Raw genomic sequence first — 23,757 nt, 5'->3', positions numbered from 1 at the left:
TTTTAGTTGAATTTCTGAGGTTGTGTGTTATATTAAATACAGCTTCAAGTGGGTCATGAAGCTTTGAGGAGGAATAATGGCACTTTCTGAATTTGGTAAAACAATTCGTAAAGCTCGAATAGACGTAGGATATACATTAAAAACTATGTCTGAAGAGCTAGAAACTTCGACTGCCTATCTAAGTGGATTAGAAACTGGTAGTAAAAAAATATCAAAAAATTGGGTTAATAAGATTTCTAATTTCTTTAAATCAAAAGACTATCCAATAAATAATTTAGGGCAGTTAGCTGATGTAGCCAACGAAAACGTTTCGTTAAGTGGCTTATCTCAACAACAGCAAATGCTTGTAGCTGGATTCGCGCACTCACCATTCACTCCAGATGAGTTGAAAAAGTTTGCAGAATTCTTAGAGGATATTAACAAATGTAGTAAGGAATAATTATGCCTGAAAGTTACCGACTGAGAGGGAACAGGGTTTCACCGTTACCTCTCAGTCAAATTAAAGTTGTAGCTGAGAATTTTGCTAAAGCATTCGACTTTAATCGCAGAAACAAACGAAGTTTAGATAGAAATTTTGAACTTCTATATCAACTCAGAGTTACATTGGAGGTTGTGGACGACAAAGATTGGATATTTTTAACTAAAGGTCATTGTGACCCGAGTAAAGCTACCATTTGTGTTCCGCAGTCCATTTACGATAACGCTTGTGTTGGTGAACAAGAAGCATTAGCTGTAATGCTACATGAGTTGGGTCATTTGTTTTTAGGCCACAGGCCGTTAATGCATTATTCTGATAAACCAGCTACAGAAATTGAAGACGCTGAATGGCAAGCAGATACTTTTGCAGAGATTATACTTTCTATAATGGGGTATCAAACAAATCAGTTATCGTTTGATTTTTATGGATAGTAAAGCCCTAACCAGTGGGTAGGGCTAAACTGGGTCTTTTACAAAAAATGTAAAAGGTAATTTTAACCTGAGAATAAATCAGATTATAATCGTGTTTGGCGACGTAGATTATAGACACTTTGGACAACTTGTGCAAGGTACATTATCTGATTGCATTCTCCTTACTTGGAGATGAACTATGAAAAGTGGTTATTGTCCTAAGTGCAAAGAACCTTGTGAGGTAAGCTTTGTTAGTCATGTGACTAAGAATGGCAAAGTAATATACCCGAAAAAAGGTAAACGCTGCTTAGTTATCCCTCATTGCACAAGTTGCAAGTAAATATTAAAGCTAACCTTTGAATTTTAGAGGTTAGCTTTTCCATATCTCAATTAGCATTAAATTGAAATTGCTTTATAGTTAAGTATCACTACTAAACAACCAAGGAATGGTTATGCTAAAACAAGCACATTTAAAAACCTTAAATAAAACACTCATCACTATAGCTGCATACTTTCTTTTATCTGGTATTGGAATAGGTGTGTATTTATATATCAACAACCCAGATAAATACCTATCATCAAACCCCGATGAGGCCATGCCGCAACTCTACGTAGCACTTACCAACAAATTGGAGTCAAACCCAAGTAGAGAGTTTATAGCCGACCTTAACCAGGCATATGTTGATCAAGTTATTACCGAATCCGAGTACATTCGTTTAACGCTTAGGTACAACCTCAATATGGCAACAGATCTAAATTTAGAGTTCAAACCCACCAAACAACAATTTCATAAAGTATGGCTTAACCACCAAAACATAAAACCATAACTTTAAATACAAGTTAAACCATGTTTAAACCCTGTTTAAATTTGATTGAGTGCGTTTAAACGACTTAAACTTAAGCTATCACAGCCATAACATAGCTAATGTGCTTAAAATCGTTTTCAGGGGTTTTTTTAAAAAAAATCAACTTTACACACGTTATGATTAGAATTAATGTACATGCTTAATCAAGGATTGATTTTGTTCTTGATCTTTTTAAAGGGAATCTCATGGAATTAAAAACAAGTGCTGGTGCATTAAATATAACAATAGGTAATCATTTACCCACAGAGTATAAAAAGTTATTTGAGAGTGCTTTTGCGCTTAAAAAACAAGTTAACATTAGGGGAACCACTTGGGGCCTGCTCTGTGCTCAGTCAAAGGTAAAAGATATTAAAGCCGATGTACCAGCTATAAGTGGTGATATTTTTAAATTTACACAAATTAGAGAAGATGCAGATTGGCTTAATCTAAATACTAATGACTTTGCAACTGATGCAGACCTTGCTGAAATTAACTTACCTGAAAACTTGAAGCCTAATTCGACAAGGTTTACTTATTTCTTTTTTCCTGAATCTCATACTCTCATTTACGAAGCATATTACAAAGGTAATGAATTAACACCTAATACAGCGGTTGATTTTTTTAAAAAGTTACTAAATTCAGCTGAACTACAAGAAGACTTTGGAGAAGTAAATGTAGTTCACTTTCCTGAAAAAGAAGCACTGCAACAAGCTTTACAGCTGAAGCATAAACGAACTATTCATATGATCATAAATAATCCTAATGCGTTTGGTGAAATTGAAAAGAGATACTTGAAGAAAGCAGAGGAACGTCAAATAGCTAAAGTTGAAACTAAAATTACAGCTAAAACGGGCGAATCAATACAAGTAGATCAAGAGCTTAGAAATGAAGCGAAAATAGCCGCTAATAATGGTAGCTTAGTTGTTAAAGGCTATGATGGAAAAGGCACACCAAGAGTAATTTCTACTAAGGATATGCCGTTTATCAAACATGATTATTTTGATATCAAGAATTCACTTCCATATGACGCATTTAAACGCTTAGCAATTTCAATTGAGGAAATTATTAAAAAGTTATTATGACAAATAACATTATAGCAAGATATTGGAGAGCATATGGCGGCTTTACTGCATTATTAACAAGCCCTTATTTTTATGCATCTATAATCATAACGGGAATCCTTTTTCCTGCTTGGAGTAAATTTGGGTGGTGGGATGATGTGCTCTCCATTATGCCTAACTTACTTGGGTTCTCTTTGGGTGGCTTTGCATTGTGGATGTCTATAGGCTCGGAAAAATTTAGAGATTTTTTAGCAGAACAAGACAAACCATGTGGGGAGTGTATTGAATGCAAAAATGCTTTTGGTCAATGTTTTAATAATAAACCATCTGCTTTTACAATGATCAATGCAATTTTTTTACACTTTATCTTGCTACAAGTCTTAGCAATATTGTTAGCTATGATTTGTAAAACCTACGTAGATTATTTTGACCTAATTACCATGCATAATAAATCAAAGCTGGCACTAGCTATTTTTTATTGTGCGTCTTACTTTGTCTTTATCTATGCTTTAGTAAGTACTATTACCCTGAGTATAGGTTTATTTAGAGTAACAACCCTTTATGAGCACTTTGTAAATAACAAAATAGCCGAAGATCAAGAGAAATGCTTGTGCCCTCTAATACAAAAAAATAAACAGAAAGCCCCTTAACTAGGGTTTTTTTGTTACCAAAATCTTTATAGTTTTATTTTGTTCAGGCATATCGGGAACCTTAATAAATTTTGGACATTATTTCTGGTGCCTCTATGATGAAATTAATGATACAGTTTTTCGCCAATAGATTTTTTCAAATTTTAAACTGTTCAGATCGGTCAGCTTTTCAGTAATATTAAGAAGTTCTTGTTCTATTATCGCTTTTGTATTGTCTTGCTCGTTCAGTAACATACGGTGGTGTTTTATTGCTAAAGCAATAATATATTCTTCGTTATTCCAGTCCATCTTATTCCTCCATCAAACAAGTAAGTACAACTTTATAAAACCAGCTTAGTTTAAATTCGATAAGTTAAATACATTTGCTATGCGGCAATCATGCTTACAGCCGTTTAAAAATAGTAAGCTATAAGCCAAAAACAAAAGGGTTTATTTCAACCCAAAACACACCAACTATAAACATCACTAGTACAACAAAAAGTAAAACAAAAAAATAGCAGACTATTCCTAGCTGAGTTTTACTTTCGAACTCATCCTCTAAGTTTTCAAATTTAAAATTAGAAACTTCCTTAGTCCAGTATTCAGCTCTTTGCTCAAACAAATCATTAATCAACTTCATCTCTTCAGCATAAACCTTATTAAACAAAGTAATTTCTTCAGTAGTAAGCTGAGCGGTAATAATATTAATTTCTTCATCAATATTTACTTGAGCTTGTGGCATATTATTAAGAGAGTAACTAAGGTCAATTGCCTCGAAATGCTTTAAAGCTAATTCACGTATGTCTTCACGTTCTAACTTCATATATTAAAACTCCCCCTAGAAAATTAATCCAAGGTAAAAATTCTGTCAGTACATGAATGGCTTATTTAATCTAACAACTTTTGATATCGCAACATACTTAAATTCATTAACTCTTCTCTATAGGAAGCTTTAAAACATTTAAATTTTTCATCATCAAGATAATTATTGATTATTAACAGTTCTTTATCTATTTCCATCTGAATAAACTCAATCCGATGAAACTCAATTTCACTTAACAACATTTTATGGTGTTTATAAGCAAGCCTACGTATGTTTTTAAGATCCAACCAATCACGCTCGTAATCCATATTTACTCCAATCCAATAGTGCAAGTGTAGTGCGTTACATAAAAAATGCTAAATTAAACTTATTGGTTAATTCTTATTAAAACCCCATGAATGCAATTAAAATAACAACTAAAGTAATCACTACCGAGTAAATTATGGTCTTGGCAATTTTTACATCATGTAACATATTAAATAGATCCAGCTCTGCTACTTCAACAGCAGTGAAATCCTTATCAAGTAAATCATTGTTAATAGCTAATTCGTCAGATGAGTCAGTAACCTGCATTTGTTCATGATAGTGTGTTTCTAAATTTTTTATCGATTCTTTATCTAAGCCTTCACTTAATTTAACCAGATCCCTTTTAAACTCCAAATTAGTGTTAGAAAGATTATTATTAATATGGGCATTTCTTAGTCTTAATTTATGCTGCAATGCTAGTTCCTGCACTAATTTTTTATCTACTTCTGGCATGGAAATCCTTTAATACCCGTAATACTTATTACTAAACCTCACCACAATCGGCGTTCCGTCTTGCTCACAGGTAATACTAATTTTTAATTTTTCTTTATGATCATAGTAAGTAGCTAAATGGGTCATTCTGTCTCGCTCTTCTAAACTTTGCGAATTGACCGCAACAGCTTTTAACACTGCTATAGGGTCAAACGACTCAGTTTGGCTACATGGTGCTGTCTCCAGCAAGTAAATCTCAGAATAGCTAATAACACCGTCAGTGCTGTCATAGCGTGTTTTATATTGTGAGGTGGTCGTGGTGATTGAACCGTTGGCATTTGGCGCAACCTTTAAAATATCACTTACGGCTTCTAATCTAAACGTAATAAACCGATAAGGACTAATGAAATTTTCTGGTGGTGGGGTAAGCTGTGTAGTCTGTGAATCTTCTTTCTTACTACACCCAATAATAATCGCACATATAGCAGCAGTTATATAAATTCGTTTCATAAATAACTCCTTATAAAATAAGCGTTAAAATCCGATCAATCCACTTTACGTGCTCGCTACTTACCAAATATAAACACCCACATCAAAAACATAACAACAAAAGCCACAATGTACCCAACAAACTTGGAATCATTTGACTCTTGCAGTGCTTTATTCAACTCTAGCTCAGCAGTTTTAGCTTCAATCTCAGCTGCTTCTAATCGTTTTTTAGATGTTTCTAATTCTTGCATTGAGCTCAAAGCGTCCATTTCTTGACAATAAAGCAAATCAAACTTTTTAAGCTCTTCTTCGCTTAGGTCTTTAGTCAACTCATTAAGTTCATCTTTTAAATCAAGCGATAATTGCGGAAGAATATTATTTGAAATGGCTTCACTTATCCTTAGATCATGCTGTTTAGCCAGCTCACGTATATATTTTCGCTCTAACAATTCCATGTGTATTCCTTTTATTCATTAATCGGTTGTGTCAACGCAACGGCGACGCCCATAAAAGCAATTGCCCCTATAAAAAATAATGAATTCCCAGTTAACATATTTAAAGCAATGCAACAGCCGCAGCCAATCATGCTCACTTTTGCGTGTTTTTTTAAGCGTGCAACACGCCGCTCAACCTCAATAGCATGAAAGTGACCGGGTATATCGTAGTTACAGCGTATGCAAATTGCGTATTTACTGGCAGGTTTCCAACAGCAGGGGCATTCAATAATATTGGGGTTGTCAGGGTCAAACTCATCACTGGCAGCGTAATGCACGTTTTGGTTAACGTGGTTATTATTGCCGTTAATAGTTTGGCTCACATGTAGCTGTTCGCTGCGCGGCAATACATCAGCATCATTCGCAGCAGAAGTGCCGTATTTATCACCCAGCGCTCGGGCTAAATCATCCTGTAATTGTTGTTTTTTTTCTTCCATATTAAACGCCTAATTATTTATCCCACCAATCGTAAGTGCCTCACTACTGATTGTGCGGTAAGTTCTACACCGTCATCGGTATATTCATCATAAAGCACAGCAATAACACGCGCTTTTTGCTTGGGTGTTAACTGGCGGCCTGTTTGCGCTAATGCGCCTTCTAGTATTTCAATGCAATCTTCAAGGGCGGCTTCATTAAGTTGCTTGCTACGCACCCCATTAAATAAAAATTCAAGATCGCACCCAACTTGCGATGCAGCAATTAAATAATCCGCATCGGGGGCACGCGTTCCAGACTCATAATTAGCCTGAGACCTCCTACTAACGCCGCATAGGTTAGCAAATTGCTCTTGAGTAAAACCTAATCTTTCACGTTCAATTTTTATCGTGTCACAAATTTTATGCACAAAGTTGCTCAATTATCATTGACAGTGCACGTACGTGCACTTATAGTTCAGTTGTCTTAAACATAAACCTACTACGAGTATCAGCAAATAGCAGGTTCATACATCAATAAGGTAATTTACAATGAATCACGAAGAAATCAAAGCCGCAATTTATGAAAAGGGTTACACCCTTGCTATGATCGCCGAATGCATCAACAAACACCCATCGCATATTAGTTCTATTATTCATCGCCGTAATACGTCCTCTGTTATTGCAAAAGCCATTGCTAAAGTAATCGATAAACCCGTCGAGCAAGTATTTCCTGACGTACCAGCCTATCGCTGTAAACAAAAAAAAGCAGCCACGCTAAATCAACGTAAAGCAGAGCTAGCCGCTTTGTTTTCATCTACATCATGTGAATAAGTCCTGCCTCCAAGCAAGGTAATTTTAGAGAACTTTTTACCATGGAAAATTTAACAATGGCACAGCAAAAACAACTCACTAAAAGCATTCTCGATGCAGACGTAGCACCAGACTGCGATATATATCACCTGTTTATTCACAGTGTATGTTCAGCAATGAAGCGTTCAGGCTTTAGCCGCCCAGTAATAGCTGACCGCATGAACGATGCACTACGTGCGCAAAATAACGATGTAGATCAAGCCAAACTGAATAAATGGCTTGCCCCCAGCCAACCGCACTTTATGCCCATGCATTACTTGCCAGCGCTGTGCTACGCCGTACGCTCAACCGAGCCTGCCAATATATTGCTTAAACCTATTTTGTTTAAAGCGGTTGATCAGCGCTCACAGCTATTGCAACAACACGCAGAGCTGCAAATGGAGATTGAAGAGCGCACCGCCATGCAACGCTATATATCAGAGTCGTTACTCAACAACGTTGAGCAAGACTGAAAGCACCATTACACCACCCGATATAAAACCCATATAAGGCTAAAAACAATGACACTCAAAGACCAAAAACCGTCTGCATTTTGTAAAGCCAGCCGCATAAACGCCGTTGGAGGCCGTTATGAGCACTGATCTAACACAGCTTGTAGGTGAAGAAAACGCCAACGAAATAGAACATCAGCTACAAAAACTTAAAACACCACTGAACATAGTGATGCCAAACAGCATTGCAGAATGCATGGATCGCGTGGTGTTTTTAGCCAACCGCCAATTTACAGATGCCGCTGAAGCAGGCTTTATTTTGCTTAATGTAAAAGAACAGGTTTCACATGGTGAATTCTTATCTTTGTTAGAAGAAAGGGGCATACACAAGCGCACCGCACAGAGATCAATAGCTATTTCTAAAATGCTTTCAGCTTTGCCAAAAGGCAAAAGCGACAAATTGTCGCTTTTGAATATGAGCCAACACCAACTTAGCGAGCTGACCAAAGTACCGCTTGAGTCTATTGCCCAGTTGGATGATGACGACCTTGATGTACTGGCCGAAACCAGCGGCAAAGAAATTCGCGCTCAAGTACAAAAGCTAACTGAGCGAACGCAAGAGCTTGAAGAAAGCACAGCCACGCTGATCAACGCCCTCGAAACCGAGCGCTTAACCAAAGCCCCAAAGCAAATGTACGAGCTGCCTATGTTAGTTGCACAGGTGCGCCAAAAATCGTTTGCACATAATGCCGTTGTTAACGAATCGCTCGAAGAGTTTATAGCCATGGTTGAGCAGCTATGTAACACCCGCGTTCTTGACCTAAACCATCGCATAGGTGCGGCACAAACCACCTGGCATTTATGGTTAGGCATACAACAGCGTATTACCCACATGCTCAACCGTTTAAGCGGCGAGTTTGGCCCCGAGCATTTAGCCGGCGCTGAGTGCATACCGCAATTTGCAGAAGACGAATGGCAAGACGCCCAAGCAAACCGTGAATACATGCTCGCCATGTTTAACGACCGTATTAAAACCCGCGAGTAGGAGAGAGCAATGCATCCTGCAGTACAAAAATACAATAAGTTGCCAAGCACAGGCTTGGAACTAAGTTGGCAAAATGCCAGCGAAACAGCCCGTAAAAAAGCCCAGAGTAGGGCGGTAATAGTTCGCCATTTTAACGCAAGAGTGCGGCATACCTAAAGCTTTTGAAGCGCTTGTAACCGCGTACCGCGCAAATACAGCAATGGCCACACTTGCAACCGCTATTGATGCACTGGGCAAGTTACCAGGGCGCGCAACCATTTATAACTGGTGCAATGCCTACAAAGACAACGGCATTAACAGCTTATTGCCAAACCATAAAGGCAAAGCGCAAACACAATATAGCTGGCTTGCCCGCTGCTTAGAGCTTTACCACAGCCCTAATAGCCCAAGCTTTGCACAAGTGAGCGACCAACTAAATAAAGAGGGTTACAAGGCCGAGCATCACCAAGTGCGCCGCTTTATTAATGCACTGCCGCACGAACTGGGGCCACAAAGCCCGTATCGTATGGGTGCAAAACTGTACCGTGAAAAACATAAAGACCATCTTTTACGTTCAACGGATAACTTAAAGCCAGGCGTTATGTATAACGGCGATGGCCACACGCTCGACGTATACCTAGCGCACCCTAAAACAGGTAAGCCTTACCGTGCTGAGTTAACCGCGTTTCAAGACGTAGCAAGCCGCACCATTGTGGGCTGGGAACTTGGCTATGCTGAAAGCACACTCGATACGCTAGCAGCAATAAGCCGCGCTATTAAAGTGCATAACAACGTGCCTGCCATGTTTTACCTAGATAACGGCTCAGGCTACAAAAATAAACTCATGAACGACGATACAACTGGCTTTTACGCCCAGTTTGAAATAGACGTTATTTTTGCCATACCAGGTAATGCACGGGTGAAATGGATAGAGCGGTTTTTCCTGCATATGGAAGACCGCGTGGGTAAACGCTTTAGCACCTATTGCGGGCGCGACCACGACGACCGCCATAAGCAACTGGTACTTAAAGAGGCTAAACAAGGCAAACGAAAACTGCCTACGGTAGACGAGTGGATAGCTGAGTTTAAAGCTTTTTTAAACGACTACCATAACAGTGAGCACCCTGAAGTTAAGGGCAAAACCCGCCAGCAAGTATGGGACGAAAACATAGAGCGCGTACCACCGGTAGAGGGCGACTTTGTGATGCTACCACGCGAAACCGTCAACATTCGTCGTGGCCGTTTTCGCTTGCACCAACGTGATTACAGCGCCGACTTTTTACACCAGTTTAATGGCCAAGAGCTTATTGCCGCCTACGACCTGCACGACGACAGCTACACCAAACTTTATAAGCTAAACGGTGAGTTTTTAATGTTCGCTAACTTAAAAACTAAATCGCACGCCGTGCCTACGTCACGTATTGAGCAAGCCGAAAGCAAACGCCGTACAGGCCGCTTAAAACGCATCGACACCAAGCGCCGTGAAATCGAGGCCCAAGAAACCCAAGACCGCATTATCGATGTTGAGTCTGTGACTAAGTTTGCAGCACCTATTAAGGGTATTGAGGCACAACAAGCACCCGTAAATATTTTTGATTTTGATGTAACGCCAGCACAGCCGCAGCACGAAATCGACCTAAACGAATTACTTGATCAACCCAATTTACGCAAGGAAACAACCTATGAGCTATAGCCAACCACACCCATACACGCCTGAGCAAACGCTGCGTGTTGAGCTAATAAACCAAGAGTTAAGCACCACAGGCATGACCGCCGAGGAGCTAAACTGTGGCTTTGCCCTGCAATCAGTTAAAGAAGTACTAGCAAATAAATGCACCATTAATCCTGAAAAAATCATTGTTGCTATGTGGCATAAGCTATTTGGTGAAGCCGCGATTACCGACATTGAAAAACGTAACGGCTTTAATAAGTCGTACAACAAAGCTGATCGCGAACTCGCAGCGCGTATTTGCTTGCGTTTGCAATCACCCGAAATACGCGACCAAAACATTACTAGCGCCAGTATTGCTGTGAGCATGGGTAAAAGCCCTGCATCAATAAGTCAACTCATTAACGGTAAATACAACGCCAAGCCTACTAAGCACTTGCATGATATTTGGGCGCTTATTTGCCCTGCGGAGGTAGAGCAAGTTAAAACAATTAACGAGCAGCCAGAACGCAAACAAATCAGTATTGTGTACGGTGATGTGCGCTTTATTCCTACCAGTACATCTAAGCTTATTGCTATGGCCTGCGACCAAGCTCGCCAACGTAAACGCTTTAGTGTATTTGCAGGCCAAGCAGGGCTGGGTAAAACCAAAGGTATTACGGAATATTGCCGCCAAAACAAAGAGGCCATTTTAATTGCTGGCAGTGAGCAAACAAGCAGCACCCAAGTGCTAGAGCAACTAACTTTAGCCCTGGGCTTATCGCGCTGCCCAAGCGCGTATAAAAACATGCAAAAAATTATTCAAGCGCTGCGCGATACCGACCGTTTAATAATTTTAGACGAAGCCGACAAGTGCAAACCAAACTCGCTCGACCCACTGCGCACCATAAGCGACCAAGCCATTGTAGGCGTAACCTTGGTTGGCAACATTCAACTAGTAGACAAACTGCAAACCCAAGAGCGCTACGAACTCATTGCAAGCCGCGTATGCTTTTGGCCTAAACCTATCGGCCAAATAACCGTTGAAGACATTCGCACCCTGTTTTTAGAGCTAACCGAGGGCACCGTAAAACTCGCTCAAGACGATGCTAAGTGGTGGCAATGGCTACACAAACGCGTTGAGGGTAACGCTCGTGAGCTAGTTGAAAACTTGCTACCGCACTTGCTTAACCACACCAACAAAAACCCAGACACCGCCGTAGACAAGCTGTTAGTTAATGGCATTTTTTCATCAGTACTTAATAAACCAGCGGTTTAAACGCCGTTTAAACATAATTTAAATAAGGATTTACTCATGGCATTTTCAATAAAATTAAACACATCACGTTACACCGCGCATTTAGCGTTTAGCTCGTTGGTTACAAACGCAACAATGTTAAGCCTACTTGCTAAAAAAGACCCTCAAGGTGAGCTCATAGATAAATGCGATGGCAACATTAAAGCGGCCTTTGCAACCCTTGCTGCCGACAAGTTATTTAGTATTCACCATGTGCATGAAATTAACTCTCATGCCCACACAGCAAGACGTTTTAATAATATCTATCGTGATTTTCCGCTGGTTTATACCAGCGACATGAAAGACTGGGGCATTAAAATTATTGGCATAGGCCAAGCGCCACACTTTGAAATTGAAGCCCTGGAGGAAAGCGCGTGAGCTCTATTACTTCTGCAAAAAAGGTGACTGAAAGTCATCGAAAGGCCACTCGTCTGTGTACTTGCGTTGTATGCGTTGGAACACCCGAGACAACTGCTCGATTTGTTCAGGAGCACTTAGCTCCACCTCCAATATATTTGAGTCAATTAAAGGAGTTAGAAGCGAAATTGACTCATTGTATATCTGCAATAGAGCCAAGCGACCAAGAAGACGGGCCTCATGACTACTCTCTTGAAATGTCTTTTGAGCAGGAAGGCTTAACTGCTCAACAAGCCGAGTATAATTTTTGGCTCGCCAAGCTTGAAAAGCTTGAAGCACGTGAAACTCTGCGCGTGGAAGGGTGGTTAAAATGGCACAAAGCTGAAATACGTCATCGTCAGAAAATGCGTTTATTAAGCTATCTCGTTGGGTTATGGCGTGATTTAGCTGTTTTTTGTGGTTTAGGTAAGTCTGCAAAACGAAACCTTAAGTGAGTGAGAACGTTATGAGTTTAATACAACAAATCAAAATTGCACAAAAGGCGGCGGGTATCGACCAAGATACCCACCAACTTAATGTGTCGTACATTTGCGATGGTCGTGCTAATACCTGCACAGGTTTAACCAAGCTTGAGCAACAGCAACTGCTTGCACGTTACCGTGCTATGAACCCAAATGCAGGTAAAACACAGTTACCCGCACAACTAAAAATGATTTACAGCCTGTGGGGCCAATTGAGCCGCGCAGGCGCTGTAAATATCGATTCAAAACAGGCCTGCGATGCGTTTTGTGAAAAGCACTTACAAGGTAAAAAGCTAAGCCAAAGCGCCCAGCAATGGCCGCATATTATTGAAGTACTTAAGCAATGGCTTGCACGCTATAAAGCAAAGCAGGGGGCGTAAATGGCTAATTACCAAGAGTACCAAAACTTTACTATTAACCCGCGTAAGGCCGCTTATACAGAGGAAAAACGCTACCGTAATGTAAAAGAAAAAGACAAGCAAAAATGCCGTGTTCGCCGTGATGTAGAAGCCTATCAAGAGCAACGCCGAATAGACCGCGAACATGGCTTAGATTATTTATTTGAGGAGCAATCATGAGCGAATCAAGCATAGATTTACGGGCATTACCCCACGGCCTACGTCGCATTGTTAAACACTTAGGGGTTGAACAAACCATTGCCGTACTTACCGAGCAACAAGGGCAAATGTTTTATATTCCTGAAAAGCCTACCGAGGATCACGAAGTAGTTAAGGTGTTTGGTAAAGCCCTGGTACAAGAGCTAATAAATGCCAATGTAGGCTCAAGCTACCAAATACCCATGTTGCACAAAGTGCTTATGCAAATTCGTAATCAACAAATTTGTGAGGCGCTAGACACCAAAGCCTGCAACATTCAGCAGCTGGTTAAGCGTTTTAAAATAACCCGCCAGCAAGTAAGCAGTATTTACAGTGCATACCAAGACGAACGGGCGCACGAAACACAATTAAATTTAAGTTTGTAGGGGAATAACATGGATACCAATACTGAAAATAAAGCGTGTAACTGTTTTAAAGATACATTAAACCGCGTCAAAGACCATTTAACAGAGCAAGGCAAAGTACCTGCAGACGCCATTAATATAGGTTTTAGGTGGCAAGGGCAATCAATGATTCTAACTGAAGGGGAGTACTCGCCAGTAAACCCTAAGGTTGAAGTTGAATTTCAAGCAGCCAAAAAAGGTGGTGGCCATGCACGCAATAAAACTAAAATCGACATTTCGATAATGGCCACACATTGCTGCTATTGCGGCCGTAAATATCAAAGAAACAATGCTTAGCAATGCAAAGCAATAACTTTGTACTGCTCACTGCGTTGCAACTTAGCGGCGGCGCTAAACCTAAGCAGTGGCAGTACGAATACGGTTTAAACCTGCTTAACCGGTATATCAACCAACGCAAGTTATTTGGCCTAAACACAACAGGCATGATGGACGAATACCGCGAAGCATTTAGAGAAATTAAGGGTAAATGATGAGTGGAGCAAGAGAAATAGCAGGCAAAGCAGTTGATAATATCGAAGAGCTGCTAAGTGATATGTTTGCTGGTGATTACGCAGACAATGAAGTGTCATTAGGGGTATTATTAAGTGGTAAAGAAGAAATACAAGTGCAGCTTAAAGTAACACGCTCACCTAGTGATTTTATCGATACTGATTACAGTGATTGGGACGCTAGTTTCAAAAAAATATAATTGTATTTAAACCATGTTTAAACCTTATTTAAATTAAATTGGCTTGCCCCCTTGTATTAGCAAGCCTTTTTAATTTAACCTAATAAGCTAGCTCTAAAACCCCCATCCGCAAACAACTTTACAGTGTTACCCAATCCCCTAAATTGATTTACTACCAGCATGACAAATACAGTGCATGCGCCATTTATTGAGTTATTAGCTCAACAAATTATTAAGGCCAGTTCTAAAGCCGAGCAGATTGCAATTTCTCGCCGTTGCCCGTTAAAAGACCTGCCCGCATTGCGTACCCGCGTTAAAGCGCTGCTAAACCCAGCGAATAAAAAGCCGGTGCGTAATACCCGCTTACCTGCCTGTTACGTCCTAGTAAAACAACGTTTAACCAACAAAATAAGGACTCAACAGCATGGCTCTTAAACAAAGAGTGGCCGTTCCTACTGCCCCTAGTTTTATATTTCAAGAGTTGGTACCTAAAGCCACGTTTGAACTATTTAACGATACCCCATTATTTTTAATTCATTTATTTGATGACCGCGCATTGCGCATGCTGCAAAAACTACGCGACACGTTTGGCCCATGCACCGTAAACAACTGGTATTTTGGCGGCGCAAATCAATACCGTGGCTACCGCCCACTTGATTGCACCATAGGTGCTAAACGCAGCCAACATAAGCTAGGCAAAGCATTCGACTGCAGCTTTAAAAACTACACTGCTCAACAAGTACGTGACTACGTATTAGCCCACCCGCAAGAATTTCCATATATCACCGCCATTGAAGGTCAAGTGAGCTGGTTTCATTTTGATGTGCGCACGCCTACCTGGACGGGCATTAAAGTATTTAACCCGTAAGGAACACCCATGAATCAAGAGCAAGAAAACTTACTTTTTCAGGCCATTGGTGAAATACAGGGCAGCCAAGCCGCTATTTTAAATGACCTAAAAGATATAAAAGCCGATATTCATCAAAGCATTGAAAAAAGCGAAGCGCGTCAAAAAGAAATAACCGATGGCTTAAAGCTTGATATAGAAAAAAGCGAAAAACGCCAAATTGCAGCCATTAATAAGCAAGATGACCGCTTAAGCAAGGTTGAAGAAAAACTAACAAACCAACGCGTTAAAGTAGCTGCCATGGGTGGCACTGCGGGTTTGGCTGTGTCGCTTATTGCCTATGCTGTAAAAAATGGGATGGCGGGCTAATGGCACACCCAGCTGAAAAGAAAAACGCCGTACGCCACAGCTATGTAAGCGAGCTGCTTGCGTTAAGTGTTGCCGCTATTAAGCACAGTGTGGCCGATGGCACCGCACGACGCTGGAAAATGGAAGCTAAAGACAATGGTGACGATTGGGACCTAGCCCGTGCAGCAAGCCGCCGTAGCGAAGGCACAGCAGGGGAGTTTACCACCGACTTTATTGAAGAGTTTACCATTCAAGTAAACGAAACCTTTGAGCTTTTAAAATCAGCCGAAGGCGCAGCACTGCCACTTGACCAACGCACCAAAATATTGAGCTCACTTACCGATATGATGAGCAAGGTAATGAAAGTGTCGGGCGGGAATAAAAAGCTTGAAAAGCGCACCATTGCCACCGAAGTACTTAAAATTTTGGCTAAGTTTGTGTCAACCAAATACCCTGACTTTGCGCCAGAATTTGTTGAAATACTTACCGCGTTTGGTCCTAAGCTCGATACGGAGTTAGACGACTAATGGCCGATATGAATTCACGCGAGTTTTTAGCTGAAATAGAACAAATAACCGGTTCACTACGCCGCGATATTGAAGCAAAAGAACGCAACATAGACCCAAGCCCCGCTGCAATAAAATCACGCCGAAAACGTGTACTTGGCGGCGATTTTGAGTTTTTTGTGTATACGTATTTTCCGCATCATATGTGGCTTGACGACGATCAAACAGCCTCTGAATTCCAAAGCTATTTTATGAACTGGTTTCCCGAAGCACTCAAGCTTAAAAATGGCTGGAAAAACTGGTTTGTAGCCCCGCGTGGTGAGGGCAAAAGTACTCTTGGGGTAAAAATTGCCCCTGTGTATGTAGCGGTGCTGGCGCTATTGCAAGATCCTGAGATTTGCCAAGACCTGGGCCTTGCCAAAATAACCCAATTTATTGATTTTGTAATTTTGTTTGGCGCTGAAACAAAAATGCCAACCAAAACACTCGAGGTAGTTAAAACTGAGTTGCTTAACAATAATAATCTTGCGTTAGACTTTCCCGAAGTGTGCCAAAAATCCCCTGTATGGAAGTTAGGCGAGTTTGTAACAGCGCAAGGCGTACGCTTTGAAAGCCGTGGTGCTGAGCAGTCAGTACGCGGTACGTTCCATGGTGCCAGCCGCCCTAAGCTACTGCTATCCGATGACATTATTACCGATGCCGAGGCTAAATCGCCCACAGAGCGTGATAACCGTTGGCGCTTTTTAGAAGCCGCCGTGCAATACCTTGGCCCACCCGATGGCACCGTTAAATTTTTAGGTGTAAATACCGTTTTAAATAACGATGACCCAATAAGCCGCGCCGAAGAAGCACCAGGGCATATTGTTCACCGCTTTAAAGCCATTAAACAAATGCCTGAACGCATGGATTTATGGGAAGAGTGCCGCGATTTAATGGTGCACGACGACAAACGCTTTGAAAAACGCGCTGCCGCAAAGGGTGAGGCTGTTTCAACTGAGCAAAAACCCTCGTTTAAATTTTGGTTAAAGCGTAAAAAGCAAATGCTTAAGGGTGCCCAAACCAGTTGGCCAAGTGTGCGTACACTCTACGATTTAATGTGTATGTGGGCGGCTAATAAACGTGAGTTTAACCGCGAAATGCAAGGCATTGCCAAAAGTGACGAAGAAGCCATATTTTACCAGTTTGATTTTTGGGTAGACCGCTTAAACGAATGGATACCTTATGGCGCATGTGACCCAAGTATGGGCAAAACAGAAAAAGCCGATCCCAGCGCTATATTAGTGGGTTTTTATTCCCAAGATTTACAAAAGCTACACGTTGAATACGAAAGCCGCAAAGTACGTGGTACTAGCCGTTTACTTAACGACTTAATTCGCGCTCAAAAAGAATATAACTGCCGCGTATGGGGCTTTGAAAATAACAATGCTTTTGATTTTATGCGTAGCCAATTTATTACTACAGGCTTAGAGCAAGGTATAGCACTGCCTTTACGTGGTGTTACTGCAACCATATCTGCAGAGGAACGTATAGGCTCACTTGAAACTTATGTAACCAATACGCCGGCACAAATTGCCTTTCATTCACGGTGTCGCTTACTGCTCGACGAGCTTGAAAACTGGCCAGAAAAGCAAACAACCCATCACTACGATTTAAGTTGTGCCCTGGCTATTTTATGGATGATAGCCAGCACAGGGGCAGGCGGCGTTCCTCGTGTAAATAGCCGTAAAGTGACAAAACAAATAAGGGGCTATCATGTTTAAAAGCAAGCCACGTATTACATCAAAAGCATACGCTGCGCTTAACCGTATGTTTGACCAAAACCGCTTAGACCCTAGCCTAACAGCGCTTATTACTGAGCTACCAAACCCAGATCCAATACTGCGCCGTGCGGGTAAAAACACCGCTATTTATGAAGAAATAGCCCGTGATGCTCACGTTATTGGAGAGTTGCGCTCACTGCGCAGTGGCTTATTTAGCTTTAATACTGAGCTTGTGCCAGGGGGTGACGACGCAGCCAGTTTAAAAAGTTATGAGTTAGCTAAAGCCTTTTTTGCCCGTAAACCATGCCCACATACCGAATGGGCCGATATGGACTGGCACAATTACAGCGCCATTTTAAACGGTTTTAGTGTTACCCACCTTGGCAAGTACATTAAAAACAATGGCCATTGGCAACCCGAATACGTAGAAACATGGCGTAACAGCCGCTTTGCGTTTAATAGTGATCACGAGCTATTAGTAAAAACCAGTGAAAACCCACAGGGCGAAATAGTCGATTCTCGTCGTTGGTCGTGTGTTCGCCATATGCCAAGTGCCGAAAACCCGTATGGTATTGCATTATTAAGTAGTTGTTTTTGGCCATGGACGTTTAAGCATGGCGGCTTTAAGTTTTTTGTACAGCTGTGCGAGCGCTTTGGTATTCCATTTCCTGTGGGTAAATACCCAATAGGCAGTAAAGATTCAGACATAAATAACTTACTTGATGGGCTAGCTAGGCTTGTTCAAGACGGCATAGCCGCCATACCCGATGACACCAGCATTGAAATCATCGAAAGCAAGCTATCTGGCGAGCCAGTGCCCGAGCGCTTGGTTAACTTTTGTAATGCTGAAATAAGCAAAGCTTTAACCAGTCAAACCTTAGCAACAGAGCAAAAAAATGGCGGCGCACGTGCTGCCAGCGAAACTCATGCAAAACGTGCAGGCGACAACCAACGCTCAGACAGGGCGCTTGTAGCGTCATACCGCAATCAGCTTTTAAATTCGCTTCATACAGTAAATTTTGATGGTGGCGAACCGCCAAAATTCATCTTTAAAGACAAACGCGAAATTAACACCGACACCGTAACCCGCGTGCGTGAAACAGCCCGTATTGTCCCAGTTGGTGAAGACTGGGCTTATCAAGAGCTCGGTGTACCAAAGCCAAAAGACGGTGAAGCAATACTTGGTGTGCCCGACGAAGGCCATGGCATTGCAACACCTGCTAAAACTGAGTTTGCCAAAAAGCCAACTGAAAGCGTAGAGCTTACCAACGAGTTAGATGTGTTTGATCACGCAACAGACGACACCATTAAACAGCTTTTTAATTTTGCTCAGGCATCAAAAGACCTGGACGAACTTAAACAAAAAATCACCTCACAATTCCCCGACATTTCAGACTCTACGCTGGTGCAAGTAGCCCAATCAGCAATGGAGTATGAGTTTATGGCAGGCATGAATGAGGCTAATTCTAAAACTGTGGAGATAGACAATGAATAATGTTCCTGACGGGTATTTAAAAGACGGCAAAGGCAATTTAGTCGCCGTTGCAAACATTAAACAAACCGATTTAATCAAAGACGAGTTTGTTAAAAAAGCCATTGATAAAGCGATTAAAATGCAAGAAGCACTGGCAGAGTTTAAACAAAGTTTAATGGCTGAGGCCGACGACTTTATAGAGCTATTAGCCCAAGAACATGGCGTTAACTTAGGCGGTAAAAAAGGCAATGTGATGTTACGTACCTTTGACAGCCAATTAAAAGTAACGCTACAAACGCAAGAACGCATTGAACTTGGCCCAGAACTTACTCTTGCTAAACAATTAATTGATCAATGCCTAGATGAATGGACCGAAGGCGGCAATCAAAACATTAAAGCTATTGTTAGTAAAACGTTCAATACCGATAAGCAAGGCTCACTTAACCCGCAACGTATTTTAGCACTGCGTAAACTCGAAATTACTGACGATTCAGGCAAATGGGCTAAAGCCATGAACATTATTGCGGAATCCGTTGGCGTGGTTGACTCAACCCGCTTCATCCGCTTTTACAAGCAAGATGATAACGGCATTGAGCAAGCAATTTCACTCGATATAGCAAAACTGTAGCGGGGCGCTTATGGCCATTACAAAAGAGCAGTGGACAGAGATAGAAAAGCACTTAGCTGGGCTTTTTAGCTCCGTTATTTTCAAATATGGTGAGTTTGAAATAACCGTGACACGCGGGCGCGTATCTGAGTCTAAAACAAGCTTAGTGGTTTACGTAGACGGTGTAATTAAAGGCGGCTGGTACTCTAAAGACAACGAGCGCCCTGCATGTATTCCTGATGTTTGGCGTAAACGAACCCGTGCAAAATATACGGCTAAATCAATTAAAAGTTTTGAAAAAATATGGGGTAAGCGCCGTGCAAAAAAAGAAATGCCAGAGCTTTATGAAGTAACTCAATACCACACATGCGATTTTACAACCGCTAAAAGCCTCGTCCGTCAGTATAAAAAGCTTGAAGGTTTAGAGCTTATTAAAATTGGCGGCAAATCTTACTATGACTATATAAAGGTATAACTATGGACCCAATTACAATAGCACTTTGCCTTGCAAAGCTTACTGGTTTGGATAAAAAAATAGGCAGTTGGATAGGGGGCGACAATGGATCAAAGGTCGCGTCTAAAGTTGTTGATATGGCACAAACACTCACTAATGGCGGTTCACCACAAGAGGCTATGAACCGTATTCAGCAATCGAGTGCATTACAACAAGAGCTCAGGCAAACCATATTAAACCGTGAAAAAGAGCTTGATGATTTAGCGTTTAAAAACACTCAAAGCGCCCGAAATATGCAGATACAGGCACTTAATCAAGATGATAAGTTTTCTAAACGCTTCATTTATTACTATGCGTGGTTTTGGTCTGTTGCAACGGTTATATACATAGGCTGTATAACGTTTTTAACCATTCCAGATACCGCAACACGCTTTGCAGACACCATTTTGGGCTTTATTTTAGGCACCGTTGTAGCGTCAATATTGAATTTCTTCTTTGGTAATAGCCGTGATAATTCACGTAGAAATGAAATTCAGGACATTCAACAGTCGCTAAAAGAGCAATAATATGGCTTTACCAGCTCCACAATATGGCGACCTTGTTAAGTTCAAGGAAGCCATTTCTCACTTTAAAGACAAAATTAAGCTAACCAGTGAATCATATAAAGATTTACAAGGCTTAATTCACGCCAAGGCATTTACCGTTGCAGGTGCAACACAAATCGAAATTATAAACGAGCTATATAAAGCAGTAGATAAAGCAATTAGTGACGGCGAAACTATATCGGACTTTAGAAAACGCTTTGACAAAATAGTGGGTGATCAAGGTTGGTCATACAATGGCAAGCGGGGCTGGCGTACTAAAGTTATCTATCAAAACAATAAAAACACTGCGCGTGCCGCTGGTCGTTGGCAACAACAAGAACGTATAAAACAGCGCAGACCTTATTTATTATACTTAACTGCTGGTGATAGCCGCGTAAGACCTGAACACGGTAAGTGGAATTATATTTTATTGCCTGTGGATCATCCTTTTTGGGATACACATTATCCACCGAATGGTTATAACTGCAGGTGTAAAGTGGTGTCACTTAATGCGCGCGATATAGCACGCATGGGTTTGTCTGTTACTAAGCCTGAAAAAGTAGATAAGTTTATGGAGTCATTTAATGTTGTTGATCCATCTACAGGTGAAGAGCTAAGTAAGTTACCAGGCATTGATTTAGGTTGGGATTATAATCCAGGGAAAGCATGGTTAGGTGCAGACATTGCAGCGGGTAAGTCAGTCATAAATCTATCAAAGGATTTACAACAACTGGCGGTACCACAATTTAACGAAGCGGTTTTAAAATCTAAGCAGTACTATATAAAGCAGGTAAACTTGCAAGCAGCAAAGTTGGCACTTAAAAAATCAGGAGCCGATGGCCAGCAATTTACGCTAGGGCACTTGCCTGTAAATTTACTAAACGAGTTATCACGTAAAAACGCACCTATATATAGTAGCACTGTTACAGTGAGCAACGCTCAAATTGAAAAGCTCTTAACGGGCCAATTAGCAATTGAACAAATACACGAACTAATGAACGCTGTTCAAAATCCAAATACGTTTGCTTATATAGGCAACCAAGTAAAAATATCGTACCAAGGTTTTATGATCACAATAGAGCTAGGACCGCAGTTCAATACAATAATAGCTGCCGAAAAACTTTAAATATCGGCAGCTCAAAATATTTAAACAGCGTTTAAAAGGCGTTTAAAGTGTATTTAAAGGAAAGTTAAACGATCAGAAATGATCTAATTCTAAACGTATAATGAGCAGGAATGATTGGGTAATGAGTCAGTTTGAACAAGTTTCGTCTAAAACCAAGCGTAATTCAAATTTAACTAATTTTCCGCTCAGGATTAGCTAACCCCAGTAATAATGGGCTTTTCCAAAAGACGAGGGCGAAAATCCTCATATCATCATTATTCTAGAAATGAACAACCCCTTACAGATAGTTAGTTTGATAAAGTACATTCTTACATTATTTAACATAATATAAATTATAGGTAGTGCTATTTAAGTGCATGTGTGGCGCTCTATTTTAATAACTTCAAGCTCACTAAGTCCAATACTAGACGGTATCGGACATTAAGTGCATTTAAACGACTATTACGGTAATTCATAGTTATCACCTTGAGGTTCCTTAATGCTTAGCTTAATATTAAATCACAAGCCGTAAAAAATGTTGAAGTATTCATATGGAATTTGTACGCCCACTCGAACCAATTTTAATTATTGATGATGTTAAACAAATCCGTGCTGACTTAAGCCAAGTGTTAGCTGGCTTAGGTTTTGATGACATTATTGAGTGTGATAATTTTAATTGTGCTAAACCCTTACTTAGCGAAAAATCACCCAACGTTATATTTTTAGATGTTGATTTACCTGATTCTGAAAGCATCGAAATTTTAGAGTCGATTAATAACGAGCACCCATATGCTCATGTGGTTATGTGCTCAGGCCATAATAGTTTTGAGACCGTACAAAATACTTGGGAACTTGGCGCAAAAGAATTTATAGCTAAACCTTTCAACGCGCAAAAAGTTGATGCCGTAATGAAACGTTTAGAACTGATAGATTAAAGGACATTATGCAGCACCTAGTTACCACTATTATTGATGACCTATCTACCGTTATATTTGGCAAGCAACAACAAATAAAATTAGCATTAACCTGTTTGTTTAGTGAAGGTCATTTACTAATTGAAGACTTACCAGGTATGGGTAAAACCACTTTATCGCATGCATTAGCTGCTGTTTTGGGTTTATCGTATCAGCGTATTCAATTTACTAGCGATTTATTACCCGCTGATATTATTGGTACCAATATTTTTAATAATAAAGAACACAGCTTTTCATTTCATAAAGGCCCAATTTTTAGCCAAGTAGTACTTGCTGATGAAATAAATCGTGCGGGCCCTAAAACCCAAAGTGCGTTATTAGAAGCCATGGAAGAACAACAAGTGACCGTAGATGGAGAAAAGTACCCGCTCCCTACTCCGTTTTTTGTTATTGCTACTCAAAACCCTTTATATCAAGCAGGAACTTATCCGCTGCCAGAATCGCAATTAGATCGTTTTTTAATGCGTATAAGCTTAGGCTTTCCACCTAAAAACGCTGAAAAAAGATTACTATTAAACAATCAAAAGCGCGATTACTCCCGATTACCACAGCGAATTAACCAGCAACAACTTAAACAAATACAAGAATCTATAGCTAATATTACGCTAAGCGCTGCGGTTATTGACTATATAATTGAATTAGTGACTTACACTCGTGAGGCTCAATCGTTAGCTGCTTCGCTTTCACCAAGAGCCAGTATGGCGCTGGCAAAATCTGCAAGGGCATGGGCCTATATTGAAGGTCGAGACTTTGTTCTACCTGAAGATGTACAAGCGGTATTTTCTAGTGTGTGCCAGCACCGATTAGGTTTGCATAGTGAGTCTGGCAACAACCAAATTGCAGACATTTTAAAAAATGTTTTAGTGCCCGTTTAAACCA

At 40.7% G+C, this 23,757-nt stretch carries 39 protein-coding genes; 31 read left to right on the top strand and 8 right to left on the bottom strand.

The genetic code is table 11. The features are described 5' to 3' along the window. Positions 1–76 precede the first annotated feature (76 nt). From ACNSN3_RS06930 to ACNSN3_RS06910, 5 genes are all read left to right on the top strand, one after another. Positions 77–439, top strand: a complete 363-nt coding sequence (locus ACNSN3_RS06930; RefSeq protein ID WP_418608879.1) for a helix-turn-helix domain-containing protein — start codon at positions 77–79, stop codon at positions 437–439. 2 nt (positions 440–441) lie between these two features. Then, the gene (locus tag ACNSN3_RS06925) at positions 442–909 is read left to right on the top strand and encodes an ImmA/IrrE family metallo-endopeptidase (protein WP_418608878.1); all 468 of its coding nucleotides are present in this window, start codon (positions 442–444) and stop codon (positions 907–909) included. 431 nt (positions 910–1,340) lie between these two features. Beyond that, positions 1,341–1,715, top strand: coding sequence for a hypothetical protein (locus ACNSN3_RS06920; protein ID WP_418608877.1), 375 nt, complete (start codon positions 1,341–1,343; stop codon positions 1,713–1,715). A gap of 224 nt (positions 1,716–1,939) precedes the next feature. After that, a complete protein-coding gene (locus ACNSN3_RS06915) occupies positions 1,940–2,815 on the top strand; it encodes a DUF4747 family protein (RefSeq protein WP_418608876.1) in 876 nt (291 codons plus the stop codon). Further along, complete coding sequence (locus ACNSN3_RS06910) at positions 2,812–3,444, top strand: hypothetical protein (RefSeq protein ID WP_418608875.1); 633 nt, start codon at positions 2,812–2,814, stop codon at positions 3,442–3,444. The genes ACNSN3_RS06915 and ACNSN3_RS06910 overlap by 4 nt, the downstream gene beginning before the upstream one ends. 93 nt (positions 3,445–3,537) lie before the next feature. Here the strand turns inward: ACNSN3_RS06910 and ACNSN3_RS06905 are convergent, their stop codons facing one another. The 8 genes from ACNSN3_RS06905 to ACNSN3_RS06870 form a co-directional block, all read right to left on the bottom strand. Continuing rightward, a complete protein-coding gene (locus ACNSN3_RS06905; RefSeq protein WP_418608874.1) occupies positions 3,538–3,732 on the bottom strand; it encodes a hypothetical protein in 195 nt (64 codons plus the stop codon). A 118-nt stretch (positions 3,733–3,850) separates the two neighbouring features. Further along, positions 3,851–4,246: a hypothetical protein gene (locus tag ACNSN3_RS06900; protein WP_055012177.1), complete on the bottom strand. Its 396-nt coding sequence runs from the start codon at positions 4,244–4,246 to the stop codon at positions 3,851–3,853. 65 nt (positions 4,247–4,311) lie between these two features. Beyond that, complete coding sequence (locus tag ACNSN3_RS06895) at positions 4,312–4,554, bottom strand: hypothetical protein (RefSeq protein ID WP_055012178.1); 243 nt, start codon at positions 4,552–4,554, stop codon at positions 4,312–4,314. 76 nt (positions 4,555–4,630) lie between these two features. Further along, positions 4,631–5,005 carry a hypothetical protein gene (locus tag ACNSN3_RS06890; protein ID WP_055012179.1) on the bottom strand — a complete coding sequence of 125 codons (375 nt, stop codon included), beginning with the start codon at positions 5,003–5,005 and terminating at the stop codon, positions 4,631–4,633. Between the two features lie 9 nt (positions 5,006–5,014). Further along, positions 5,015–5,494 (bottom strand): hypothetical protein, encoded by a 480-nt coding sequence (locus tag ACNSN3_RS06885; protein WP_418608873.1) that lies wholly within the window; start codon positions 5,492–5,494, stop codon positions 5,015–5,017. 56 nt (positions 5,495–5,550) lie between these two features. After that, positions 5,551–5,928 (bottom strand): hypothetical protein, encoded by a 378-nt coding sequence (locus tag ACNSN3_RS06880; protein ID WP_418608872.1) that lies wholly within the window; start codon positions 5,926–5,928, stop codon positions 5,551–5,553. Positions 5,929–5,939: 11 nt separating this feature from the next. Then, positions 5,940–6,404, bottom strand: coding sequence for a hypothetical protein (locus ACNSN3_RS06875; protein WP_418608871.1), 465 nt, complete (start codon positions 6,402–6,404; stop codon positions 5,940–5,942). A 17-nt stretch (positions 6,405–6,421) separates the two neighbouring features. Beyond that, a complete protein-coding gene (locus ACNSN3_RS06870; RefSeq protein ID WP_418608870.1) occupies positions 6,422–6,811 on the bottom strand; it encodes a helix-turn-helix domain-containing protein in 390 nt (129 codons plus the stop codon). 121 nt (positions 6,812–6,932) lie between these two features. Here ACNSN3_RS06870 and ACNSN3_RS06865 point away from each other — a divergent pair, with 121 nt between their 5' ends. The 26 genes from ACNSN3_RS06865 to ACNSN3_RS06740 all read left to right on the top strand — a co-directional run bounded on the left by ACNSN3_RS06865 (position 6,933) and on the right by ACNSN3_RS06740 (position 23,753). Next, complete coding sequence (locus ACNSN3_RS06865; protein WP_418608869.1) at positions 6,933–7,214, top strand: helix-turn-helix domain-containing protein; 282 nt, start codon at positions 6,933–6,935, stop codon at positions 7,212–7,214. A 41-nt stretch (positions 7,215–7,255) separates the two neighbouring features. After that, positions 7,256–7,705, top strand: coding sequence for a hypothetical protein (locus ACNSN3_RS06860; RefSeq protein WP_418608868.1), 450 nt, complete (start codon positions 7,256–7,258; stop codon positions 7,703–7,705). Between the two features lie 118 nt (positions 7,706–7,823). Next, the gene (locus ACNSN3_RS06855; protein WP_418608867.1) at positions 7,824–8,729 is read left to right on the top strand and encodes a hypothetical protein; all 906 of its coding nucleotides are present in this window, start codon (positions 7,824–7,826) and stop codon (positions 8,727–8,729) included. A gap of 9 nt (positions 8,730–8,738) precedes the next feature. Beyond that, the gene (locus ACNSN3_RS06850; protein ID WP_418608866.1) at positions 8,739–8,885 is read left to right on the top strand and encodes a hypothetical protein; all 147 of its coding nucleotides are present in this window, start codon (positions 8,739–8,741) and stop codon (positions 8,883–8,885) included. A 43-nt stretch (positions 8,886–8,928) separates the two neighbouring features. Beyond that, positions 8,929–10,401, top strand: coding sequence for a Mu transposase C-terminal domain-containing protein (locus tag ACNSN3_RS06845; protein ID WP_418608865.1), 1,473 nt, complete (start codon positions 8,929–8,931; stop codon positions 10,399–10,401). Continuing rightward, positions 10,391–11,635 (top strand): AAA family ATPase, encoded by a 1,245-nt coding sequence (locus ACNSN3_RS06840; RefSeq protein ID WP_418608864.1) that lies wholly within the window; start codon positions 10,391–10,393, stop codon positions 11,633–11,635. The genes ACNSN3_RS06845 and ACNSN3_RS06840 overlap by 11 nt, the downstream gene beginning before the upstream one ends. Before the next feature lie 36 nt (positions 11,636–11,671). After that, positions 11,672–12,031, top strand: coding sequence for a hypothetical protein (locus ACNSN3_RS06835; RefSeq protein ID WP_418608863.1), 360 nt, complete (start codon positions 11,672–11,674; stop codon positions 12,029–12,031). Between the two features lie 167 nt (positions 12,032–12,198). Beyond that, the gene (locus tag ACNSN3_RS06830) at positions 12,199–12,504 is read left to right on the top strand and encodes a hypothetical protein (protein ID WP_418608862.1); all 306 of its coding nucleotides are present in this window, start codon (positions 12,199–12,201) and stop codon (positions 12,502–12,504) included. An 11-nt stretch (positions 12,505–12,515) separates the two neighbouring features. Beyond that, positions 12,516–12,911, top strand: a complete 396-nt coding sequence (locus ACNSN3_RS06825; RefSeq protein ID WP_418608861.1) for a phage protein GemA/Gp16 family protein — start codon at positions 12,516–12,518, stop codon at positions 12,909–12,911. After that, positions 12,912–13,109 carry a hypothetical protein gene (locus ACNSN3_RS06820; protein ID WP_076921188.1) on the top strand — a complete coding sequence of 66 codons (198 nt, stop codon included), beginning with the start codon at positions 12,912–12,914 and terminating at the stop codon, positions 13,107–13,109. Beyond that, positions 13,106–13,513 (top strand): Mor transcription activator family protein, encoded by a 408-nt coding sequence (locus ACNSN3_RS06815; RefSeq protein ID WP_076921186.1) that lies wholly within the window; start codon positions 13,106–13,108, stop codon positions 13,511–13,513. The genes ACNSN3_RS06820 and ACNSN3_RS06815 overlap by 4 nt, the downstream gene beginning before the upstream one ends. Before the next feature lie 9 nt (positions 13,514–13,522). Then, positions 13,523–13,828 carry a hypothetical protein gene (locus tag ACNSN3_RS06810; protein ID WP_409425415.1) on the top strand — a complete coding sequence of 102 codons (306 nt, stop codon included), beginning with the start codon at positions 13,523–13,525 and terminating at the stop codon, positions 13,826–13,828. A gap of 2 nt (positions 13,829–13,830) precedes the next feature. Beyond that, positions 13,831–14,022, top strand: coding sequence for a hypothetical protein (locus ACNSN3_RS06805; protein ID WP_368484751.1), 192 nt, complete (start codon positions 13,831–13,833; stop codon positions 14,020–14,022). Next, entirely contained in the window at positions 14,022–14,240 is a 219-nt protein-coding gene (locus tag ACNSN3_RS06800) for a hypothetical protein (protein ID WP_418608860.1), read from the top strand. Before ACNSN3_RS06805 ends, ACNSN3_RS06800 begins: the two co-directional genes overlap by 1 nt. Positions 14,241–14,399: 159 nt before the next feature. After that, on the top strand, positions 14,400–14,654 hold the full coding sequence (locus ACNSN3_RS06795; protein WP_418608859.1) for a hypothetical protein: 255 nt from the start codon (positions 14,400–14,402) through the stop codon (positions 14,652–14,654). Next, positions 14,644–15,087 carry a hypothetical protein gene (locus ACNSN3_RS06790; RefSeq protein WP_055012194.1) on the top strand — a complete coding sequence of 148 codons (444 nt, stop codon included), beginning with the start codon at positions 14,644–14,646 and terminating at the stop codon, positions 15,085–15,087. The genes ACNSN3_RS06795 and ACNSN3_RS06790 overlap by 11 nt, the downstream gene beginning before the upstream one ends. Positions 15,088–15,096: 9 nt before the next feature. After that, positions 15,097–15,435 (top strand): hypothetical protein, encoded by a 339-nt coding sequence (locus ACNSN3_RS06785; protein ID WP_055012195.1) that lies wholly within the window; start codon positions 15,097–15,099, stop codon positions 15,433–15,435. Then, positions 15,435–15,941, top strand: a complete 507-nt coding sequence (locus tag ACNSN3_RS06780) for a DUF1804 family protein (RefSeq protein WP_418608858.1) — start codon at positions 15,435–15,437, stop codon at positions 15,939–15,941. Before ACNSN3_RS06785 ends, ACNSN3_RS06780 begins: the two co-directional genes overlap by 1 nt. Continuing rightward, the gene (locus ACNSN3_RS06775; RefSeq protein ID WP_411736839.1) at positions 15,941–17,680 is read left to right on the top strand and encodes a hypothetical protein; all 1,740 of its coding nucleotides are present in this window, start codon (positions 15,941–15,943) and stop codon (positions 17,678–17,680) included. Before ACNSN3_RS06780 ends, ACNSN3_RS06775 begins: the two co-directional genes overlap by 1 nt. Beyond that, on the top strand, positions 17,673–19,175 hold the full coding sequence (locus tag ACNSN3_RS06770; protein ID WP_418608857.1) for a phage portal protein family protein: 1,503 nt from the start codon (positions 17,673–17,675) through the stop codon (positions 19,173–19,175). Before ACNSN3_RS06775 ends, ACNSN3_RS06770 begins: the two co-directional genes overlap by 8 nt. Next, complete coding sequence (locus ACNSN3_RS06765) at positions 19,168–19,782, top strand: DUF3164 family protein (RefSeq protein ID WP_418608856.1); 615 nt, start codon at positions 19,168–19,170, stop codon at positions 19,780–19,782. The genes ACNSN3_RS06770 and ACNSN3_RS06765 overlap by 8 nt, the downstream gene beginning before the upstream one ends. Before the next feature lie 10 nt (positions 19,783–19,792). Then, positions 19,793–20,236, top strand: coding sequence for a hypothetical protein (locus tag ACNSN3_RS06760; RefSeq protein ID WP_418608855.1), 444 nt, complete (start codon positions 19,793–19,795; stop codon positions 20,234–20,236). Between the two features lie 2 nt (positions 20,237–20,238). Then, a complete protein-coding gene (locus tag ACNSN3_RS06755) occupies positions 20,239–20,781 on the top strand; it encodes a hypothetical protein (protein ID WP_418608854.1) in 543 nt (180 codons plus the stop codon). Position 20,782: 1 nt separating this feature from the next. After that, complete coding sequence (locus ACNSN3_RS06750; RefSeq protein WP_418608853.1) at positions 20,783–21,925, top strand: phage minor head protein; 1,143 nt, start codon at positions 20,783–20,785, stop codon at positions 21,923–21,925. A 530-nt stretch (positions 21,926–22,455) separates the two neighbouring features. After that, entirely contained in the window at positions 22,456–22,839 is a 384-nt protein-coding gene (locus ACNSN3_RS06745; RefSeq protein ID WP_418608852.1) for a response regulator, read from the top strand. Positions 22,840–22,847: 8 nt separating this feature from the next. Further along, complete coding sequence (locus tag ACNSN3_RS06740) at positions 22,848–23,753, top strand: AAA family ATPase (RefSeq protein ID WP_418608851.1); 906 nt, start codon at positions 22,848–22,850, stop codon at positions 23,751–23,753. Positions 23,754–23,757 lie beyond the last annotated feature (4 nt).

The sequence above is a fragment of the Pseudoalteromonas sp. US3C1004 genome (genome assembly GCF_048401065.1).
Taxonomy (GTDB): Bacteria; Pseudomonadota; Gammaproteobacteria; order Enterobacterales; family Alteromonadaceae; genus Pseudoalteromonas; species Pseudoalteromonas undina.
The sequence above is the reverse complement of the archived record's forward strand: the minus strand, read 5'-3'. Positions and strand labels throughout refer to the sequence as shown.

Bases quoted from the DNA above. Each gene is read 5' to 3' on its own strand.
- ACNSN3_RS06750 (WP_418608853.1), top strand. From the start codon at position 20,783: ATGGCTTTACCAGCTCCACAATATGGCGACCTTGTTAAGTTCAAGGAA.
- ACNSN3_RS06835 (WP_418608863.1), top strand. From the start codon at position 11,672: ATGGCATTTTCAATAAAATTAAACACATCACGTTACACCGCGCATTTA.
- ACNSN3_RS06900 (WP_055012177.1), bottom strand. From the start codon at position 4,246: ATGAAGTTAGAACGTGAAGACATACGTGAATTAGCTTTAAAGCATTTC.
- ACNSN3_RS06780 (WP_418608858.1), top strand. From the start codon at position 15,435: ATGGCACACCCAGCTGAAAAGAAAAACGCCGTACGCCACAGCTATGTA.
- ACNSN3_RS06790 (WP_055012194.1), top strand. From the start codon at position 14,644: ATGGCTCTTAAACAAAGAGTGGCCGTTCCTACTGCCCCTAGTTTTATA.
- ACNSN3_RS06800 (WP_418608860.1), top strand. From the start codon at position 14,022: ATGAGTGGAGCAAGAGAAATAGCAGGCAAAGCAGTTGATAATATCGAA.
- ACNSN3_RS06910 (WP_418608875.1), top strand. From the start codon at position 2,812: ATGACAAATAACATTATAGCAAGATATTGGAGAGCATATGGCGGCTTT.
- ACNSN3_RS06795 (WP_418608859.1), top strand. From the start codon at position 14,400: ATGACAAATACAGTGCATGCGCCATTTATTGAGTTATTAGCTCAACAA.
- ACNSN3_RS06865 (WP_418608869.1), top strand. From the start codon at position 6,933: ATGAATCACGAAGAAATCAAAGCCGCAATTTATGAAAAGGGTTACACC.
- ACNSN3_RS06820 (WP_076921188.1), top strand. From the start codon at position 12,912: ATGGCTAATTACCAAGAGTACCAAAACTTTACTATTAACCCGCGTAAG.
- ACNSN3_RS06895 (WP_055012178.1), bottom strand. From the start codon at position 4,554: ATGGATTACGAGCGTGATTGGTTGGATCTTAAAAACATACGTAGGCTT.
- ACNSN3_RS06765 (WP_418608856.1), top strand. From the start codon at position 19,168: ATGAATAATGTTCCTGACGGGTATTTAAAAGACGGCAAAGGCAATTTA.
- ACNSN3_RS06845 (WP_418608865.1), top strand. From the start codon at position 8,929: ATGGCCACACTTGCAACCGCTATTGATGCACTGGGCAAGTTACCAGGG.
- ACNSN3_RS06785 (WP_055012195.1), top strand. From the start codon at position 15,097: ATGAATCAAGAGCAAGAAAACTTACTTTTTCAGGCCATTGGTGAAATA.
- ACNSN3_RS06825 (WP_418608861.1), top strand. From the start codon at position 12,516: ATGAGTTTAATACAACAAATCAAAATTGCACAAAAGGCGGCGGGTATC.
- ACNSN3_RS06855 (WP_418608867.1), top strand. From the start codon at position 7,824: ATGAGCACTGATCTAACACAGCTTGTAGGTGAAGAAAACGCCAACGAA.
- ACNSN3_RS06875 (WP_418608871.1), bottom strand. From the start codon at position 6,404: ATGGAAGAAAAAAAACAACAATTACAGGATGATTTAGCCCGAGCGCTG.
- ACNSN3_RS06805 (WP_368484751.1), top strand. From the start codon at position 13,831: ATGCAAAGCAATAACTTTGTACTGCTCACTGCGTTGCAACTTAGCGGC.
- ACNSN3_RS06930 (WP_418608879.1), top strand. From the start codon at position 77: ATGGCACTTTCTGAATTTGGTAAAACAATTCGTAAAGCTCGAATAGAC.
- ACNSN3_RS06885 (WP_418608873.1), bottom strand. From the start codon at position 5,494: ATGAAACGAATTTATATAACTGCTGCTATATGTGCGATTATTATTGGG.
- ACNSN3_RS06745 (WP_418608852.1), top strand. From the start codon at position 22,456: ATGGAATTTGTACGCCCACTCGAACCAATTTTAATTATTGATGATGTT.
- ACNSN3_RS06880 (WP_418608872.1), bottom strand. From the start codon at position 5,928: ATGGAATTGTTAGAGCGAAAATATATACGTGAGCTGGCTAAACAGCAT.
- ACNSN3_RS06915 (WP_418608876.1), top strand. From the start codon at position 1,940: ATGGAATTAAAAACAAGTGCTGGTGCATTAAATATAACAATAGGTAAT.
- ACNSN3_RS06840 (WP_418608864.1), top strand. From the start codon at position 10,391: ATGAGCTATAGCCAACCACACCCATACACGCCTGAGCAAACGCTGCGT.
- ACNSN3_RS06905 (WP_418608874.1), bottom strand. From the start codon at position 3,732: ATGGACTGGAATAACGAAGAATATATTATTGCTTTAGCAATAAAACAC.
- ACNSN3_RS06810 (WP_409425415.1), top strand. From the start codon at position 13,523: ATGGATACCAATACTGAAAATAAAGCGTGTAACTGTTTTAAAGATACA.
- ACNSN3_RS06770 (WP_418608857.1), top strand. From the start codon at position 17,673: ATGTTTAAAAGCAAGCCACGTATTACATCAAAAGCATACGCTGCGCTT.
- ACNSN3_RS06920 (WP_418608877.1), top strand. From the start codon at position 1,341: ATGCTAAAACAAGCACATTTAAAAACCTTAAATAAAACACTCATCACT.
- ACNSN3_RS06775 (WP_411736839.1), top strand. From the start codon at position 15,941: ATGGCCGATATGAATTCACGCGAGTTTTTAGCTGAAATAGAACAAATA.
- ACNSN3_RS06760 (WP_418608855.1), top strand. From the start codon at position 19,793: ATGGCCATTACAAAAGAGCAGTGGACAGAGATAGAAAAGCACTTAGCT.
- ACNSN3_RS06860 (WP_418608868.1), top strand. From the start codon at position 7,256: ATGGAAAATTTAACAATGGCACAGCAAAAACAACTCACTAAAAGCATT.
- ACNSN3_RS06755 (WP_418608854.1), top strand. From the start codon at position 20,239: ATGGACCCAATTACAATAGCACTTTGCCTTGCAAAGCTTACTGGTTTG.
- ACNSN3_RS06815 (WP_076921186.1), top strand. From the start codon at position 13,106: ATGAGCGAATCAAGCATAGATTTACGGGCATTACCCCACGGCCTACGT.
- ACNSN3_RS06740 (WP_418608851.1), top strand. From the start codon at position 22,848: ATGCAGCACCTAGTTACCACTATTATTGATGACCTATCTACCGTTATA.
- ACNSN3_RS06925 (WP_418608878.1), top strand. From the start codon at position 442: ATGCCTGAAAGTTACCGACTGAGAGGGAACAGGGTTTCACCGTTACCT.
- ACNSN3_RS06890 (WP_055012179.1), bottom strand. From the start codon at position 5,005: ATGCCAGAAGTAGATAAAAAATTAGTGCAGGAACTAGCATTGCAGCAT.
- ACNSN3_RS06850 (WP_418608866.1), top strand. From the start codon at position 8,739: ATGCATCCTGCAGTACAAAAATACAATAAGTTGCCAAGCACAGGCTTG.